At 49.1% G+C, this 16,740-nt stretch carries 15 protein-coding genes, 3 tRNA genes, 1 rRNA gene, 1 other RNA gene and 1 other annotated feature; of the genes, 4 read left to right on the top strand and 16 right to left on the bottom strand.

Features of this window, described 5'->3' with window-relative positions; genetic code table 11:
- Positions 1-73 precede the first annotated feature (73 nt).
- From NST70_RS00515 to tadA, 10 genes are all read right to left on the bottom strand, one after another.
- A tRNA-Ala gene (locus tag NST70_RS00515) sits at positions 74-146 on the bottom strand.
- A gap of 13 nt (positions 147-159) precedes the next feature.
- Positions 160-236: transfer RNA gene (locus NST70_RS00510), tRNA-Ile, on the bottom strand.
- A gap of 102 nt (positions 237-338) precedes the next feature.
- A 16S ribosomal RNA gene (locus NST70_RS00505) occupies positions 339-1,892 on the bottom strand.
- 347 nt (positions 1,893-2,239) lie between these two features.
- Entirely contained in the window at positions 2,240-2,506 is a 267-nt protein-coding gene (locus tag NST70_RS00500) for a pro-sigmaK processing inhibitor BofA family protein (RefSeq protein ID WP_014096533.1), read from the bottom strand.
- 76 nt (positions 2,507-2,582) lie between these two features.
- Complete coding sequence (locus NST70_RS00495) at positions 2,583-2,795, bottom strand: YaaL family protein (RefSeq protein WP_014096534.1); 213 nt, start codon at positions 2,793-2,795, stop codon at positions 2,583-2,585.
- Between the two features lie 20 nt (positions 2,796-2,815).
- The gene (gene recR, locus NST70_RS00490; protein ID WP_013858045.1) at positions 2,816-3,412 is read right to left on the bottom strand and encodes a recombination mediator RecR; all 597 of its coding nucleotides are present in this window, start codon (positions 3,410-3,412) and stop codon (positions 2,816-2,818) included.
- 14 nt (positions 3,413-3,426) lie between these two features.
- Positions 3,427-3,753 carry a YbaB/EbfC family nucleoid-associated protein gene (locus NST70_RS00485; RefSeq protein ID WP_014096535.1) on the bottom strand — a complete coding sequence of 109 codons (327 nt, stop codon included), beginning with the start codon at positions 3,751-3,753 and terminating at the stop codon, positions 3,427-3,429.
- 16 nt (positions 3,754-3,769) lie between these two features.
- Entirely contained in the window at positions 3,770-5,461 is a 1,692-nt protein-coding gene (gene dnaX / locus NST70_RS00480; RefSeq protein WP_342475478.1) for a DNA polymerase III subunit gamma/tau, read from the bottom strand.
- Between the two features lie 155 nt (positions 5,462-5,616).
- Positions 5,617-5,881: signal recognition particle sRNA large type (gene ffs / locus NST70_RS00475), an RNA gene on the bottom strand.
- Positions 5,882-5,968: 87 nt separating this feature from the next.
- Complete coding sequence (gene tadA / locus NST70_RS00470) at positions 5,969-6,478, bottom strand: tRNA adenosine(34) deaminase TadA (RefSeq protein ID WP_014096537.1); 510 nt, start codon at positions 6,476-6,478, stop codon at positions 5,969-5,971.
- A 113-nt stretch (positions 6,479-6,591) separates the two neighbouring features.
- On the opposite strand from tadA, the gene NST70_RS00465 reads away from it, so the two are divergent.
- From NST70_RS00465 to NST70_RS00450, 4 genes are all read left to right on the top strand, one after another.
- Positions 6,592-6,774 (top strand): hypothetical protein, encoded by a 183-nt coding sequence (locus NST70_RS00465; protein WP_035190747.1) that lies wholly within the window; start codon positions 6,592-6,594, stop codon positions 6,772-6,774.
- A gap of 195 nt (positions 6,775-6,969) precedes the next feature.
- Positions 6,970-8,259 (top strand): glycoside hydrolase family 18 protein, encoded by a 1,290-nt coding sequence (locus NST70_RS00460; protein ID WP_035190750.1) that lies wholly within the window; start codon positions 6,970-6,972, stop codon positions 8,257-8,259.
- Positions 8,260-8,603: 344 nt separating this feature from the next.
- Positions 8,604-9,242: a deoxynucleoside kinase gene (locus NST70_RS00455; RefSeq protein ID WP_013858039.1), complete on the top strand. Its 639-nt coding sequence runs from the start codon at positions 8,604-8,606 to the stop codon at positions 9,240-9,242.
- Positions 9,229-9,897: a deoxynucleoside kinase gene (locus NST70_RS00450; protein WP_013858038.1), complete on the top strand. Its 669-nt coding sequence runs from the start codon at positions 9,229-9,231 to the stop codon at positions 9,895-9,897. Before NST70_RS00455 ends, NST70_RS00450 begins: the two co-directional genes overlap by 14 nt.
- A 172-nt stretch (positions 9,898-10,069) precedes the next feature.
- On the opposite strand, the gene NST70_RS00445 is transcribed toward NST70_RS00450, so the two are convergent.
- From NST70_RS00445 to guaB, 6 genes are all read right to left on the bottom strand, one after another.
- Positions 10,070-10,159 (bottom strand) — tRNA-Ser (locus NST70_RS00445).
- 238 nt (positions 10,160-10,397) lie between these two features.
- On the bottom strand, positions 10,398-11,678 hold the full coding sequence (gene serS / locus NST70_RS00440) for a serine--tRNA ligase (RefSeq protein WP_035190751.1): 1,281 nt from the start codon (positions 11,676-11,678) through the stop codon (positions 10,398-10,400).
- Positions 11,679-11,728: 50 nt separating this feature from the next.
- Positions 11,729-11,945 (bottom strand) — a binding site (T-box leader).
- A gap of 51 nt (positions 11,946-11,996) precedes the next feature.
- Positions 11,997-12,569, bottom strand: a complete 573-nt coding sequence (gene pdxT / locus NST70_RS00435) for a pyridoxal 5'-phosphate synthase glutaminase subunit PdxT (RefSeq protein ID WP_014096542.1) — start codon at positions 12,567-12,569, stop codon at positions 11,997-11,999.
- 11 nt (positions 12,570-12,580) lie between these two features.
- A complete protein-coding gene (pdxS, locus tag NST70_RS00430) occupies positions 12,581-13,462 on the bottom strand; it encodes a pyridoxal 5'-phosphate synthase lyase subunit PdxS (RefSeq protein WP_013858035.1) in 882 nt (293 codons plus the stop codon).
- 143 nt (positions 13,463-13,605) lie between these two features.
- Positions 13,606-14,925 carry a serine hydrolase gene (locus NST70_RS00425; RefSeq protein WP_014096543.1) on the bottom strand — a complete coding sequence of 440 codons (1,320 nt, stop codon included), beginning with the start codon at positions 14,923-14,925 and terminating at the stop codon, positions 13,606-13,608.
- A 246-nt stretch (positions 14,926-15,171) separates the two neighbouring features.
- Complete coding sequence (gene guaB / locus NST70_RS00420) at positions 15,172-16,638, bottom strand: IMP dehydrogenase (RefSeq protein ID WP_013858032.1); 1,467 nt, start codon at positions 16,636-16,638, stop codon at positions 15,172-15,174.
- Positions 16,639-16,740 lie beyond the last annotated feature (102 nt).

Raw genomic sequence — 16,740 nt, 5'->3', positions numbered from 1 at the left:
CCAAAAATAAGCGATTCTCGGTTTACTTGGTTTGTTTCTCCTATCCGGTTTTCAAAGAACACATTTATAAAGGTGGAGCCTAGCGGGATCGAACCGCTGACCTCCTGCGTGCAAAGCAGGCGCTCTCCCAGCTGAGCTAAGGCCCCAATCATTAAGGAATGGTGGGCCTGAATGGACTTGAACCATCGACCTCACGCTTATCAGGCGTGCGCTCTAACCAGCTGAGCTACAGGCCCTTAATGAAAGGAAATATAAGGAAGGATTGAACCTTCAAAACTGAACAAAACGGAAACGTCAAACTTAATGTTGGAAAACGAAGTTTTCCTTAATTTCCTTAGAAAGGAGGTGATCCAGCCGCACCTTCCGATACGGCTACCTTGTTACGACTTCACCCCAATCATCTGTCCCACCTTCGGCGGCTGGCTCCGTAAAGGTTACCTCACCGACTTCGGGTGTTACAAACTCTCGTGGTGTGACGGGCGGTGTGTACAAGGCCCGGGAACGTATTCACCGCGGCATGCTGATCCGCGATTACTAGCGATTCCGGCTTCATGCAGGCGGGTTGCAGCCTGCAATCCGAACTGGGAATGGTTTTCTGGGATTGGCTTAACCTCGCGGTCTCGCAGCCCTTTGTACCATCCATTGTAGCACGTGTGTAGCCCAGGTCATAAGGGGCATGATGATTTGACGTCATCCCCACCTTCCTCCGGTTTGTCACCGGCAGTCACCTTAGAGTGCCCAACTGAATGCTGGCAACTAAGGTCAAGGGTTGCGCTCGTTGCGGGACTTAACCCAACATCTCACGACACGAGCTGACGACAACCATGCACCACCTGTCACTCTGTCCCCCGAAGGGGAAGGCCCTGTCTCCAGGGAGGTCAGAGGATGTCAAGACCTGGTAAGGTTCTTCGCGTTGCTTCGAATTAAACCACATGCTCCACCGCTTGTGCGGGCCCCCGTCAATTCCTTTGAGTTTCAGCCTTGCGGCCGTACTCCCCAGGCGGAGTGCTTAATGCGTTAGCTGCAGCACTAAAGGGCGGAAACCCTCTAACACTTAGCACTCATCGTTTACGGCGTGGACTACCAGGGTATCTAATCCTGTTTGCTCCCCACGCTTTCGCGCCTCAGCGTCAGTTACAGACCAGAGAGCCGCCTTCGCCACTGGTGTTCCTCCACATCTCTACGCATTTCACCGCTACACGTGGAATTCCACTCTCCTCTTCTGCACTCAAGCCTCCCAGTTTCCAATGACCGCTTGCGGTTGAGCCGCAAGATTTCACATCAGACTTAAGAAGCCGCCTGCGCGCGCTTTACGCCCAATAATTCCGGACAACGCTTGCCACCTACGTATTACCGCGGCTGCTGGCACGTAGTTAGCCGTGGCTTTCTGGCCGGGTACCGTCAAGGCGCCGCCCTGTTCGAACGGCACTTGTTCTTCCCCGGCAACAGAGTTTTACGACCCGAAGGCCTTCTTCACTCACGCGGCGTTGCTCCGTCAGACTTTCGTCCATTGCGGAAGATTCCCTACTGCTGCCTCCCGTAGGAGTTTGGGCCGTGTCTCAGTCCCAATGTGGCCGATCACCCTCTCAGGTCGGCTACGCATCGTTGCCTTGGTGAGCCGTTACCCCACCAACTAGCTAATGCGCCGCGGGCCCATCTGTAAGTGACAGCAAAAGCCGTCTTTCCTTTTTCCTCCATGCGGAGGAAAAAACTATCCGGTATTAGCCCCGGTTTCCCGGCGTTATCCCGATCTTACAGGCAGGTTGCCCACGTGTTACTCACCCGTCCGCCGCTAACCTTTTAAAAGCAAGCTTTTAAAAGGTCCGCACGACTTGCATGTATTAGGCACGCCGCCAGCGTTCGTCCTGAGCCAGGATCAAACTCTCAGTAAAGATGTTTGATAAAAGCTCAAAAAGAATTTGACGTTTCGTTTTGTCCAGTTTTCAAGGAACAATCGCTTTGTTTTTCAGCGACTTTTATATCATACCACGACGCAACCAACATGTCAACTACTTTTTTAAGAAGTTTGATGCCGGATGCGGCGACGAAAACTATTATACTAGTATAACGAAGTGTAGTCAATCCTTTTTTTATATGCCTGCTTTTTCGTGGGCGCCCATGCTTCTTTCAGCCTAAGCTTCTAGTTTCTTCGAATGAACATAAAAAATACGCCAAAGAAATGATGGATCATTTCTTTGGCGCTGGTTGTCTGCTGATGGCGGTTCGAGCGCTGCTTTTGTCAAGACAGAATCCATGTCTGGATGACAGTCAGGCCGATCACCCCGGGTATGCCGAGCAGCCCGGAAACGGATACGGTGGCTGCATTGATTGGGACATGCAGTCCGTACCGGCCGCCCACTTGGTTTAAAAAGAAAAGGAGTATAGCCCCGATGATGGCTTTGATGCATAACTTTCCCGCCCATCGCAGCGGTTTGGTTAAAGCTGCGGAAAACAGCAGCAAAAGGATCAGGCCGACAATCGCAATAATGATGATGGTTGAGCTCAAGTGAATCACCCCTTTTTTCCAGCTGCTTTATTTTTATGAAGGAGTTGTCCAAAAAAGAACTTGAGCCGTGCTACCCTTACTGGAGGCGGATGTTTCTTCTTTTCACTTCCCGAAAAAGAAACACATACTTCGCTTCGGCCACTTTGGTGCGGTAGTAAAGTTCTTCGTTAAATTCAAAACTTAGATGCTGGAGGGCGTTTTGCTGTACCCATTCATTTTTTACGTTTGTGACCAAATCGAGAAGAAGCGCATCGTATTCTTTCCTGAGTTTTTGCTTCTTGCTGAACATTGTATCCACCCCGTGTCAGGTTAAATTTCTCTTCGGCCTTCCAGTGCTTTTGATAAGGTGACTTCGTCGGCGTACTCGAGATCTCCGCCCACTGGCAACCCGTGTGCAATCCGTGTCACTTTAATGCCGGACGGTTTTAAAAGCCGCGAAATATACATGGCTGTTGCTTCGCCTTCGATATTTGGATTGGTTGCAAGAATCACTTCTTGGACGGTTTCATCGCGCAGGCGTTTGAGCAGATCCGGCACACTGATGTCTTCAGGGCCGATTCCGTCCATTGGAGAAATGGCACCATGCAGAACATGGTAAAGGCCGTTGTATTCTTTCATTTTTTCCATGGCAATGACGTCTTTCGGCTCCTCGACAACGCAGATCACGCTTCTGTCGCGGCGCGGATCGGCACAAATATAGCACGGATCTGTATCGGTGATATGCCCGCAAACAGAACAGTACGTCAGGTCCCGTTTCGCATCGACAAGCGCCTTGGCAAATGCAAGGACGCTGTCTTCCTTCATATCAAGAACAAAAAATGCCAGCCGGGCCGCGGTTTTCGGCCCAATGCCTGGCAGTTTCATGAAGCTTTCCATTAATTTTGTGATTGGTTCAGGGTATTGCATTGTTGATCACACCTTTAAAATCCCGGAATATTGAAGCCTTTCGTGTACTTGCCCATTGTCTGCTCTGTCAGCTGTTCGGCTTTATCCAGGGCGTCATTGGTGGCGACAAGGATCATGTCCTGCAGCATTTCGACATCGTCCGGATCGACGGCTTCTTCATTGATGCGCACTTCCAGCACTTTTTTATGGCCAGAAACGACAACGGTTACCATGCCGCCGCCTGCCGTACCTTCCACTTTCTGTTCGCCAAGCTGCTCCTGTGCCTCCATCATTTCTTTCTGCATCTTTTGCATTTGTTTCATCATTTTTTGCATATTGCCCATATTGCCCATTCCTCGCATATGAAACCCTCCAGTTTTAGTCTTTTATTTCAATTAATTCAGGCCCAAACAATTTGATTGCTTCGGTTACAACCGGATCATCCTGCGGTTTTTCTTCCTCTGCTTCTTCTTTATGGTGGTGGATATAATTTTCCCTGATCGTATTCCATTCATTTTCCGGAACGCCTGCCGCCTGATACCCGGTTCCAGTTAATTCACTGAGCACGCTCGAAATCGCTTGTAAAAATTTCTCGTTTTCCATCGCCATCTGGCAATGGATCTCATATTTGAATTTGATGACAAAAGCGTTCGGCGACGCCGCCACCGGTTCCGCTTCGTTTAAAAGCGCCGCCTGCGACCGCATCTGCCTGCTGTTGAGCGTCTCAATCATATCGTTCCAGCTGTTTTTAATCCGTTTGAGGTCCTCTTTTGTCGCTTCTTTTAATATATCATGAATCCTTCCGACTTGTACCTTAAAACCTTTCGAAGTGCGCGGAATTTTTCTCTGAGCCTGCCGTTTTGGCGCAGGTTCCGTTTCATCGGCCTCCGGAACCCCGTTTTGCTTGAGAGACTCGAGTTCTGATTCGAGCCGTTCGATTTTTTCGGCAAGCTTCCGGACGAGATCATTTTCCCCGGGATCCGGCGCTTTTTCTTCACACAGTTTGATAAAAGCCACTTCCAAATAAACGCGGGCCATATTGGAAAAACGCATATCCTGCTGCGTTTGGTTCAGGATGTCAATAAAACGGTAAATTTCCTGCGTTTGAAGCGAGCGGCTCATTTCTTTAAATGCCTCATCTAAATATACCCTTTGAACCGCTTCCTCCATCTGCGGGGCAGTTTTATACAAAAGCAGATCGCGGAAATAAAGAATGAAGTCTTCCACAAGCCTTGAGGGATCTTTTCCCTGCTGGAGAAGAGAACCGACAAGGTCAAGGCACTCTGCGGCATCCTTCTTTTGAATGGCCTGGGCAAGGCGGGTAAAATCATTCTGAGAAATGGAACCCGTTACCGTGAGCGCATCTTCCACTCTGACTTTCCCCTCGCTAAACGAGACGGCCTGGTCAAGCAGGCTGAGCGCGTCCCGCATCCCACCTTCCGCAGCATGGGCGATAATATTGAGCGCCTGTTCATCATATGCAATACCGGTTTCGCCTGCAATATAAGCCAGGCGTTTAAAAATATCACGGGATGTGATGCGTTTAAAATCAAACCGCTGGCATCTGGAAACGATCGTAAGCGGAATTTTATGGGGCTCGGTTGTTGCCAGAATAAAAATGACGTGTTTCGGGGGCTCCTCTAGGGTTTTCAAAAGCGCGTTAAATGCGCCAATCGACAGCATATGGACTTCGTCGATAATATATACTTTATATTTTACAACACTTGGCGCGTATTTGACTTTGTCGCGGATATCGCGGATGTCATCCACGCCTGTATTCGACGCCGCGTCAATTTCGATGACATCTGGAATCGTGCCGTCTGTAATCCCCCGGCAAACAGCGCACTCGTTACACGGTTCCCCAGTCGGAGCATGTTCGCAGTTCACCGCCTTTGCCAAAATTTTAGCGGCACTTGTTTTTCCTGTACCCCGTGGGCCCGAGAAAAGATAAGCATGCGTTGTTTTCTGTTGCAGGAGGGCGTGCTGCAATGTTTTTGTCACATGCTCCTGCCCGACGACATCCGCAAACCGCTGCGGCCGCCATGTGCGGTATAACGCCTGATAAGCCATGTTCAATCCTCCCGGCCAGATTTGCTTCCGATTCATACATTTCTTTTATTATACCTTAGGAAAAGCGATTTTACATCCTGAATTAAAAAGCATTTAAATATGGAAAAAACCCATCCCGGATCAGGATGAGTTTTGTTTTTTATGTAATGAAACTGCCGCGCACCTTTCTTCGACCGACCCTCATAAGCGTTACTTAAGCAGTTAGCTCGACCCAGGCTGCCCTGCGGCACATGGAATGACCCGCTTAATGCTGCTTCCTTCCGGACCTGACATGGTTCGCGGGGTTCCATTGCGCAGGACCCGGGTGTCAACACCACTTACTTAAGGCTGGCCCTACAAGCAGCCGGCCTCGGAAAGGGATTCAGTCCCGCTAGAGCGGATTGCGGGTACAGGGCACCGCTGCCTCCCCACCTAGCGCGGCAAAATTGATACCAGTTTTAAGCGTTAAAAACTAACGCATAACTAAGTATACATGCCTTTTTAAAAAAAAGCAATCTCTCCCGCCTGTTAATTGGTGGAGCTTTTTCCATCTTCCTCTGCCGCAAGTTTTTCCTTCTTTTTTTTCTCCCTTAAAGACCGGAAGAAGGACCGCAATAATTCTCCGCATTCCGTTTCAAGCACGCCGCTTACGACTTCACTCCGGTGGTTAAAACGGCCGTCCTCAAGCAGGTTCATCAAACTTCCCGCACAGCCCGCCTTCGGATCTTTTGCCCCGTAAACGACCCGCTTGATCCGCGATTGTAAAACGGCACCGCTACACATCGGGCACGGTTCCAGTGTGACATACAGCTCGGCATTTTCAAGGCGCCATGATCCGGTCACTTCACATGCTTTTTCGATGGCCAGAAGTTCCGCATGGGCGGCAGCACGCTGGGTGGTTTCACGCAGATTATGGGCTGCAGCAATCACTTTTTCATCGAGCACAATCACCGCCCCGATTGGCACTTCACGGAGACGCTGTGCTTTTACAGCTTCCTGAATGGCAAGGCGCATATAATATTCATCGCGATTTTCCATCCTAACTCCTCCGAAAGGTATCGTAGCCTTATCGTAACACAGCCTTGAAAAAAATCACACTGGGTTTGGCCATAAGTTTTACACCGGCTTTCTTCGGGCAGGAGGGTCCTAACATGAAGAAATTGGATGCTCTTTCGTTACTGAGCACTTATATGTTAGGTAACATTGCAAAAAACGTTCACTTTCCCAACTTAGAGGGCTCCTGCGTTAAGAAGCGCCGAAAAAACGTTCGCTTCCTTCACTTAAAGCCCCCTCCTCTATGCGAAGCAACCCCACAAAAAATTCCGCTTTCTTAACCCAGAGCGCCTTTATGTTACGTTAAGAAGCGCCGAAAAAAATCATTTGCTTCCACCGGCCGTGGCGTTCAGCAATACCGCAAAAAGGTTTGCTTTATGATTCCGCGAGAAAAAGCGCACATAAAAAGCGGGCATGTTTTAAAAAACGCCGCATAAAGATAACAATAGCGATGGCTGACACGAGGGGGGACTCGTTTGCAAATCCATGTTGTCGAAAGAAATGACACGGTCTCAAATCTTGCACAAAGATACAGCGTCCCGGTTTCAGAAATCATTTCGGCAAATGAACTTCCGGATCCGGACCGGCTTGTCATCGGACAGGCGATGGTCATCCCGATCACCGGGAGGTTTTATTGGGTCCGGCCGGGGGACAGCTTATATTCCATTGCACAACAAGCAGGGATATCTTACCAGGAACTTGCCCGCATCAACGGCATTTCTGTCCATCAGCAGCTCCGGCCCGGGTTGCGCCTTTATCTGCCGCCTTCCCCGAAAAAAAGAGCAGAATTTAATGCGTATGTTGAACCATTCGGGAACACGGTTTCAGCGTCTCTTGAAACAAGTGCGCGAAAAGCGGCCCCGTATTTGACCTATCTTGCCCCGTTTGCATTCCGGGTAAACCGAGACGGCACACTTGTTGCCCCGCCGCTTGGAAATTTGCGGGCGGTTGCCGATGCCCAAAACGCCATTTTAATGATGGTGATCTGTAATCAGGAAAACGGCCAGTTCAGCGATGAACTCGGGCGGATCCTTTTGAACGACGAAACCGTCCAGAACCGGTTTTTAAATGAAATTGTTCAAACCGCAAGCCGGCTCGGTTTCCGTGATATTCATTTTGACTTTGAGTATTTGCGCCCGCAGGACAGGGAAGCTTACAACCGGTTTTTAAGAAAAGCAAAAACGCGCTTCAGCCGGGAAGGTTGGCTCATGTCCACCGCGCTCGCTCCGAAAACGAGCGCCACCCAGGCCGGGCGCTGGTATGAGGCACACGATTACAGGGCGCATGGCGAAATTGCCGATTTTGTTGTCATTATGACCTACGAATGGGGGTATAGCGGCGGCCCGCCCATGCCGGTGTCTCCGATCGGGCCGGTCCGGGATGTGCTCCGCTATGCCATCACAGAAATGCCGCCCAATAAGATTTTGATGGGGCAAAATCTGTATGGCTATGACTGGACATTGCCCTATCAAACTGGCACAACAGCAAGAGCCGTCAGCCCGCAGCAGGCCATCCGGCTCGCGGGTGCGCACAATGTGCCGATCCTGTATGACACAACATCCCAGGCCCCTCATTTTAACTATACAGATGAAAACAACCGGCGGCACACCGTCTGGTTTGAAGATGCCCGTTCCATTGAGGCAAAATTTAATTTGCTTACTGAACTCGGGTTAAGGGGCATGAGCTACTGGAAACTCGGCCTCTCTTTTCCGCAAAACTGGCTGTTAATCGCCGATCGCTTTGATGTAGTCAAACGCCCTTCCTGAAGCAGCGGGTTCCGTTGCTTTTTTCTTTTGCCCCGGAATCCCGCTACTTTTTACCCGGAACCCGCTGCGCCGCACGGACGGGATTGCGAAGTCCTTTCCCCGCATTTATGCCGGCGCCAACTGGACGGTCCGGATGCAGGCCTGATCCGATACACAGAGCAAGCACCAGTCACATTTGAGTTCCATTTTTTGGAAAATGTTTGTTAAAACCAACCCAGGAAACAGCCGGAAGCAGAACGCCGGGACACATGATCGCTTTTTTTCCCGCATGCCAACCGGCGGAGACTTGTGCTAAAATAGCAACAGTGTGCATCAATGAACAATCGCTTCAGCGGGAGGGCGTTATGAAAAGGGTACCGTTTATTGCAATCGAGGGACCGATCGGCGTTGGCAAAACGTCATTGGCAAAAGCCATTTCATCATACTTTTCGTTTCAGCTTTTGAAAGAAATTGTGGATGAAAATCCTTTTCTTGGAAAATTTTATACCAATAAAGAAGAATGGGGTTTCCAAACCGAGATGTTTTTTCTCTGCAATCGCTACAAACAGCTGGAAGACCTTAAACGGCATAGGCAGCCTGTCGTTGCAGATTACCATATTTTTAAAAGCTTGATTTTTGCCCGGCGGACGCTAAAAACGCATGAGTTTGAAAAATTTATGAAAATTTACGGCATTTTAACAGCCGATATGCCGCAGCCGAACGTCATCATTTATTTGCACGCAAGCCTGGAAACGCTCCTCAAGAGAATTGAAATAAGAGGGCGGGCATTTGAAAAAAATATGCAGGAAACGTATTTACAAAAACTATCCGCAGACTACGGCCGGTTTATGAGCCGCTTCGAAGCCGGCCATCCGGACATCCCGGTATTAAAGTTCGACTGTGATACACTTGATTTTATCCGGCATGAACATGACCTGACATACATGCTGCAAGAAATCGCGCAAACCTTACAAAAAGGAGTACATACCCATGGAACTTCGTGAGAAATATCAAATTCCGAACCACGCTGTGATCACCATTGCAGGTACTGTCGGCGTCGGAAAATCGACTTTAACCCGTGCGCTCGCGAAGGCGCTCCATTTCCGGGCGTCCTTTGAAAAAGTCGACACCAATCCGTATTTGGAAAAATTTTATAGCGATTTTAAACGGTGGAGTTTCCATCTTCAAATTTATTTTCTGGCGGAAAGGTTCAAGGAGCAGAAAAAAATGTTTGAATACGGCGGCGGTTTTATCCAGGACCGCTCCATTTATGAGGATACCGGCATTTTTGCCCGGATGCATTATGAAAAAGGCAATATGTCTGCCATTGATTTTGAAACCTATACAAACTTGTTTGATGCCATGGTGATGACCCCGTATTTTCCGCATCCCGACCTGATGATTTATTTGGAAGGCAAGCTGGAAAACATTTTGGAACGGATCAAAAAACGCGGCCGTCCAATGGAACAAGATACCCCTGTTGAATACTGGATTGAAATGCAGAAACGGTACGAGCAGTGGATCGACTCTTTCCATGCCTGCCCGGTTCTCAGGCTGAACATTGACGAATACGACCTGTTTGAACATGAAGATGCCGTCGAACCGATTGTCGAGCGGATCGGCTACATGCTCGCACAGGCAGCAGCCGTAAAAAAATAATGGCGGCTAAAAACCCGTTACCATCGCGTAACGGGCTTTTTAATGATTTACGGAGGGATCACGGGCATGCAAAAAATGTGGTGTCTTGTCCTTACTCCACGAAAAAAGCCCACAGCTCCCGCCATTTCAGGGTGCCGCAGGCTTTCAATCATAGTCCTTTTCATTTTTCAAGCGGAGGAAGAGGGATTCGAACCCCCGCGCGGTGTAACCCGCCTGTCGGTTTTCAAGACCGATCCCTTCAGCCAGACTTGGGTATTCCTCCATTTTGACAAAAAAGATTATAACCTACACGATCAAAACAAGTCAAGCACATCAAGATTTTCTACTGCGGAAAGCCATCTGAATTTTAGCCAAGGGAAGGCCCCGGAACGCACATTTAGATATGGCCGTTTTTCTCTTGTCCGCCCTTTTGAGTAAAATCCCGCCCTAAAAAATGCGGAAGCTTCCGGAAAACATGTTTCAAATCCCCGGCTTTTCATGTAAAAAAGCCGGGGATTTTTTTATGATTCCGGTTTGATGATATCAGTACGCATATACGGGCGGAGCACTTCAGGCACCACCACACTGCCGTCAGCCTGCTGGTAATTTTCGAGGATGGCTGCGACGGTACGCCCGATGGCAAGTCCGGACCCGTTCAGTGTATGGACATGTTCCGGTTTCGCATTGGGTTCCCTGCGAAAGCGGATGTTCGCACGCCTTGCCTGGAAGGCTTCGAAGTTGCTGCACGAAGAAATCTCGCGGTATACGTGCTGGCTTGGCATCCATACTTCAATATCATATTTTTTCGCTGCCGTAAACCCGAGGTCCGCCGTGCACATGCTCATCACATGATAAGGCAGGCCCAGAAGCTGCAGCACTTTTTCCGCATGGCCGGTCAGTTTTTCGAGTTCATTATAGGAATCTTCCGGTTTGACAAATTTCACAAGTTCCACTTTGTTAAACTGGTGCTGGCGGATCAGCCCGCGTGTATCGCGCCCGGCAGAACCCGCTTCCGAACGAAAACAGGCACTGAACGCCACATAATTGATCGGCAGGTCGTCACCGTTTAAAATTTCATCACGGTGATAATTTGTCACCGGCACTTCGGCAGTCGGAATCAGAAAATAGTCTTTTTCATTGACAAGAAAAGCGTCTTCTTCAAATTTCGGCAGCTGCCCCGTTCCTGTCATGCTGGCGCGGTTCACCATATACGGCGGCAATACCTCTTCATAGCCGTGTTCTTCGACGTGCAGATCAAGCATAAAATTATAAAGCGCACGTTCAAGGCGGGCGCCGAGCCCTTTGTAAAAGACGAACCGGCTGCCGGTCACTTTGGCTGCCCTTTCAAAATCAAGGATGCCGAGGTCAGTGGCAATATCCCAATGCGGTTTCGGTTCAAATCCAAATGCCGGCACTTCACCCCATTTCCGGATTTCGACATTGTCCTCTTCGCTATCTCCCACCGGCACACTTTCATGCGGAATGTTCGGGATAGAAAGCATCAGCATTTCAAGTTCTGATTCGACTTGTTTCAACTCGGCATCCAGTGCTTTAATTTTTTCACCGACGCCGCGCATTTCCTCGATCAGCTTTGTTGCATCTTTCTTTTCGCGTTTCAGTGCCGCAACTTGCTGCGTGACTTCATTCCGTCTGTTTTTCAACGCTTCGCTTTCCATGATCAGTTCGCGCCGTCTTTGGTCCAGCCCGCTGAACTTCTCAAAATCGGTCAAATCTTCTCCGCGGTGCTGCATTCGTTCTTTGACTTCATCAAAATGCGCACGCAAAAATTTGATGTCCAACATGCTATCCTTCTCCTTTTATCGAAATTCAAATAAAAAACTCCCGCCCCGAAAACAGGGACGAGAGTGAACCCGCGTTGCCACCCAAATTGAAAACAAGAGTTTTCCGCTTTGTAAGGATAACGGGTTTTTATCCCGTGGATGCCTACTCGCCCGGCTTTCAGCAACCCGCTCAAGGATGGATTCACAGAAGCTTTCCGCCGGTTTCCACCACCCACCGGCTCTCTTTAGGAAAAGCGTTCTGCTACTGGTTCCTGTCATTGCTTTTTCAGTCTTCACGTACACCTTAATGTACTACAATTTTATCCGTTTTGCAACAGACTATACCGGAATCCGTGCCATACTTAAAAAATATTCGGTCATACGCAGGTCATCCGTTAACTCCGGATGGAAGGAGCAGCCGAGCAAATTTCCTTGGCGAACCGCAACAATCCGCCCGCGGCACTCGGCCAGCACTTCAACATGATCTGAAACGGAGACGATATGGGGCGCGCGAATAAAAACAGCTGGAAAATCTTCCGCGATGCCGTTCACACGGATGGTTTCTTCAAAACTTTCCCGCTGGCGGCCGAAAGAATTGCGCGCCACCGTAATATCCATTGCCCCGATATGTGCATCTTCCTGGCCTTCAATATGCTTTGCAAGCAGGATCAGCCCTGCGCATGTGCCAAAGACTGGCTTGCTTTCGGCAAACTGTCTCAGTTCCGCCATAAAACCGTAGCGGTCAATGAGCCGCCGCATTGCCGTGCTTTCTCCGCCCGGCAGGATGAGCCCGCCGATTTCGTCCAACTGCTCTTTTTTCTTAATGACAACACCTTCCGCACCGCAGGCTTCCACTGCGCGGATATGTTCCTCCACAGCCCCCTGGAGGCCGAGTACACCAATTTTTTTCATGCTGATTCTCCTTACCAGCCGCGCTCCTGCATTCTTGCTTCAGCCGGCAATGTTGAAATTTCCAAGCCTTTCATTGCTGTTCCAAGGTCTTTCGACAATTCGGCAATCAGTTTGTAATCTTGGTAATGGGTCGTTGCTTCAACAATCGCTTTCGCAAATTTCGCCGGGTTTTCTGATTTGAAAATCCCCGATCCGACAAAAACGCCGTCCGCACCGAGCTGCATCATCAACGCCGCATCCGCCGGCGTTGCAACACCGCCTGCAGCAAAGTTCACAACCGGCAGCCGGCCTTCTTTTTTAATTTGCAACAGCACTTCATACGGGGCACCGAGCTGTTTAGCTTCCGTCATCAGTTCATCTTCGTTCATGTTGACCACTTTGCGGACCTGCGCATTCACTTTCCGCATATGCCTTACCGCTTCAACGATATTCCCGGTTCCCGGCTCGCCTTTTGTCCTGAGCATCGAGGCGCCTTCCCCGATTCTTCGAGCCGCTTCCCCCAAATCACGGCAGCCGCACACAAACGGCACTGTGAATTCTTTTTTATTGATATGGAACTCATCGTCGGCCGGCGTTAAAACTTCGCTTTCGTCAATATAATCGACGCCCATCGCTTCGAGCACCCGCGCTTCAACAATATGGCCGATCCTTGCTTTTGCCATTACCGGAATGCTGACGGCGTTCATAACTTCTTCCACAATGGAAGGATCCGCCATACGGGCAACCCCTCCGGCTTTCCGGATATCAGACGGAACACGTTCCAATGCCATGACGGCAACAGCGCCTGCTTCTTCAGCGAGTTTTGCCTGCTCGGCATTGACCACGTCCATGATGACGCCGCCCTTTTGCATTTCCGCCATCCCGCGTTTCACTAGATCTGTTCCTGTTTTCATTTTTTGTACGCCCCTTTATAAAATTAAAAATTCTTATTATATGTATAATAATTTAAATTAACACCAAAAACGAATGCTTGTCAAGGTACTAATTTTTCCACGTTAAAGTGAAAAACAGGACAAGCGCCCTTGTCCTGTTTTACTTAAAATAATTTGCCGACTGTATGATCCCAAATGCCCCCGAAAAATCCGCCAATTCCGCGCATCATGCGCACAAACCAGTTGGCTTTTTCAATATCAGTTTTGGTGACCAAGGCGGTATGCGCTGTATTCGGGCCGTACAAATAGCCAAGTTCCTGCCCGTCTTTATGCCGGGCATACAATGTGCCAACCTTTGTCCCTTTTTTCACCGGAGCCTTGATTTGCTTCGAATCAAATTTCACAACAGGGGTATACATTTTGCCTTCACCGTTTTTCACAGCCACTTTAAGCGGCGCCTTCGTGACAACGGAAGCCTGTTTTTCTTTGCCGGACTTCACCGTTACCGTCTTTTTCACCTGATAGCCTTTCGGGTAAAGGGTTTTTTCCGTGAAATTACTAAAAGCATAGTCCATTAATTTGTTTGTGACATCAAACCGGGACTTGATGGTGCTGTTCCCGTTCGCATCCTCTGCATGAAGAACAACGGTAATGATGCGCATGCCGTTTTGCTTGGCCGTGCCTGTAAAGCAGTATCCCGCATTGTCGGTGTTCCCGGTTTTCAAGCCGTCAACGCCCTGCCGCCCGTAAACAAGGGACGGAAGCATCCAGTTCCAGTTCTGCATCGCAATTTCATCATCTGTCCCGGCCCGGAATTTCATTTTAGCTGTGCTCGTTGTTTGTAAAATCTCCGGATAGTCGTGGATCAAATGGTAGGCGATTTTTGCAACGGATTTTGCTGAGACAAGGTTTTCTTCCGTCCTGCCTGTTCCTTCCGGCTGCATGCCTTGCAAATCCTCATTGTTCAGCCCGGTTGCGTTCACAAATTTATAATCGGTGAGGCCGAATGCTTTCGCCTGTTTGTTCATCATGTTCAGATAGTTTTTTTCCGTTCCGCCGAGCGTTTCTGCAATCGCAATCGTTGCGCCATTTGCCGAATAGATCGCCATCGCTTGGAAGAGCTCTTTAACCGTGTACTTTTCGCCTTTTCTTAACGGCACGTTTGAAAGTGCCCTGTTTTGGGAAATGCGATACGCATAATCGCTGATTGTCACTTTCTGGTTCCACGAAACCTTTTTCTCATGAATGGCTTTAAGCAACAAGTACTCCGTCATCATTTTGCTCATGGAAGCAATGCCCAGTGCCTGATTGGCATTTTTTTCATACAAAATCTGTCCGTTATCCGCATCGACAATGATGGCTGCTTTTGCATGAATATCCAACTGATCCTGCGCATGGACTGTTTTCGGCACCTGCTGCACAACCCCTGCCGTTAGCAGCAGCGCCAGAAACGCAAACGCCATTTTTTGCAAGCTTTTTTTCACTTTCAACCCTCCATCAAGATATGTATACACTTTGCCTATTTTAACATAGTTCCGGTTGAAAAAGTAGATGCATAGTGTTTGCCGCATTTGTCAACTTTTTCCGAAAATGCAGGGCAGCCGGGGGTACTGAATGGCGGCGATTTTTCCGAGTCCGACAAGCCAGATATAGAGTTGCAAATCTATTAAATGGCAGAAAAAAATGGCAGGAAACCTATGCCTGCCATTTTTTCCCATTCAAAATCGATGTTAAGACAAAGAATAATTCGGAGCTTCTTTTGTAATCTGGATATCATGCGGATGGCTCTCCCGCAGGCCTGCCCCTGTCATGCGGATAAACTGCGCTTCTTCACGCAATGAAATCATATCTTTCGCGCCGCAATAACCCATGCCGGACCGGAGCCCGCCGATTAATTGGTAGATGACATCCTGAAGGCTCCCTTTAAACGGCACGCGTCCTTCGATTCCTTCTGGCACCAGTTTTTTCGCGCCTTCCTGGAAGTAACGATCCCTCGATCCGCTTTCCATTGCGCTGATGGACCCCATGCCGCGGTAAACTTTATATTGCCGCCCTTGATAGATTTCCATTTCGCCTGGGCTTTCCGAGGTCCCTGCAAGCAGGCTGCCGAGCATTACAGCATGTCCACCGGCAGCCAGCGCCTTTACAATATCGCCTGAGAATTTAATGCCACCGTCTGCAATAATCGCTTTTCCGTACTTCCTTGCTTCTGTCGCACAATCATAAACCGCTGTAATTTGCGGTACACCAACCCCGGCAACCACTCTTGTCGTACAGATGGAGCCCGGCCCGATACCGACTTTTACAATATCCGCGCCCGCGTCTATCAGCGCTTTCGTACCTTCTGCCGTCGCAACATTTCCGGCGATAATATTTAAGGAAGGGTAAGATTTGCGGATGTTTGCGACGGTTTCCAGCACCCCTTTTGAGTGGCCGTGCGCCGTATCGATAACAACCGCATCCACTCCCGCTTCAACGAGCAATTCCACCCGTTTCATTACGTCGCTTGTCACGCCGACTGCCGCACCAACAAGAAGGCGGCCCTGGTCATCTTTGGCTGCATTTGGGAACTCAATAACCTTTTCGATATCTTTAATCGTAATAAGCCCTTTTAATACGCCGTTCTCATCGACAAGCGGCAGCTTTTCAATTTTATGCCGGTGCAAAAGCTGTTCCGCCTCTTTCAACGTCGTACCGACAGGCGCCGTCACAAGATTCTCTTTCGTCATCACATCTGAAATCCGGGTGGAGTAATCTTCAATAAAACGCATGTCGCGGTTGGTCAAAATCCCGACCAGTTTCTGCTCGTCACGGTTATTCACGATCGGCACGCCGGAAATCCGGTATTTGCCCATTAAATGTTCCGCTGCAAACACCTGCTCATCAGGTGTTAAGAAAAACGGATTGGTGATAACGCCGTTTTCCGACCGTTTGACACGATCCACCTGCTCCGCCTGTTGTTCAATGCTCATGTTTTTGTGGATAATCCCGAGGCCGCCCTGCCTTGCCATGGCGATCGCCATTTCCGCTTCGGTTACCGTATCCATGCCGGCGCTGATGATCGGAATGTTCAACTTCAAGGTTTCCGTTAGGGCGACACTTGTATCGACATCTTTCGGCAGCACTTCCGACTCTGCCGGAATCAGTAATACATCATCAAACGTAAGACCTTCTTTTACGAACTTCGTTTCCCACATGCAAACCCCTCCTGGATTGATAAAAATATTATTTGTAGGTTATCAATTGGACATAATACTGTCAAGGTCTCCAAAACATATAATACTATTCAGTTAATTCGG

It is taken from the genome of Weizmannia sp. FSL K6-0777 (assembly GCF_038593185.1).
Taxonomy (GTDB): domain Bacteria; phylum Bacillota; class Bacilli; order Bacillales; family Bacillaceae_C; genus Weizmannia; species Weizmannia faecalis.
The sequence above is the reverse complement of the archived record's forward strand: the minus strand, read 5'-3'. Positions and strand labels throughout refer to the sequence as shown.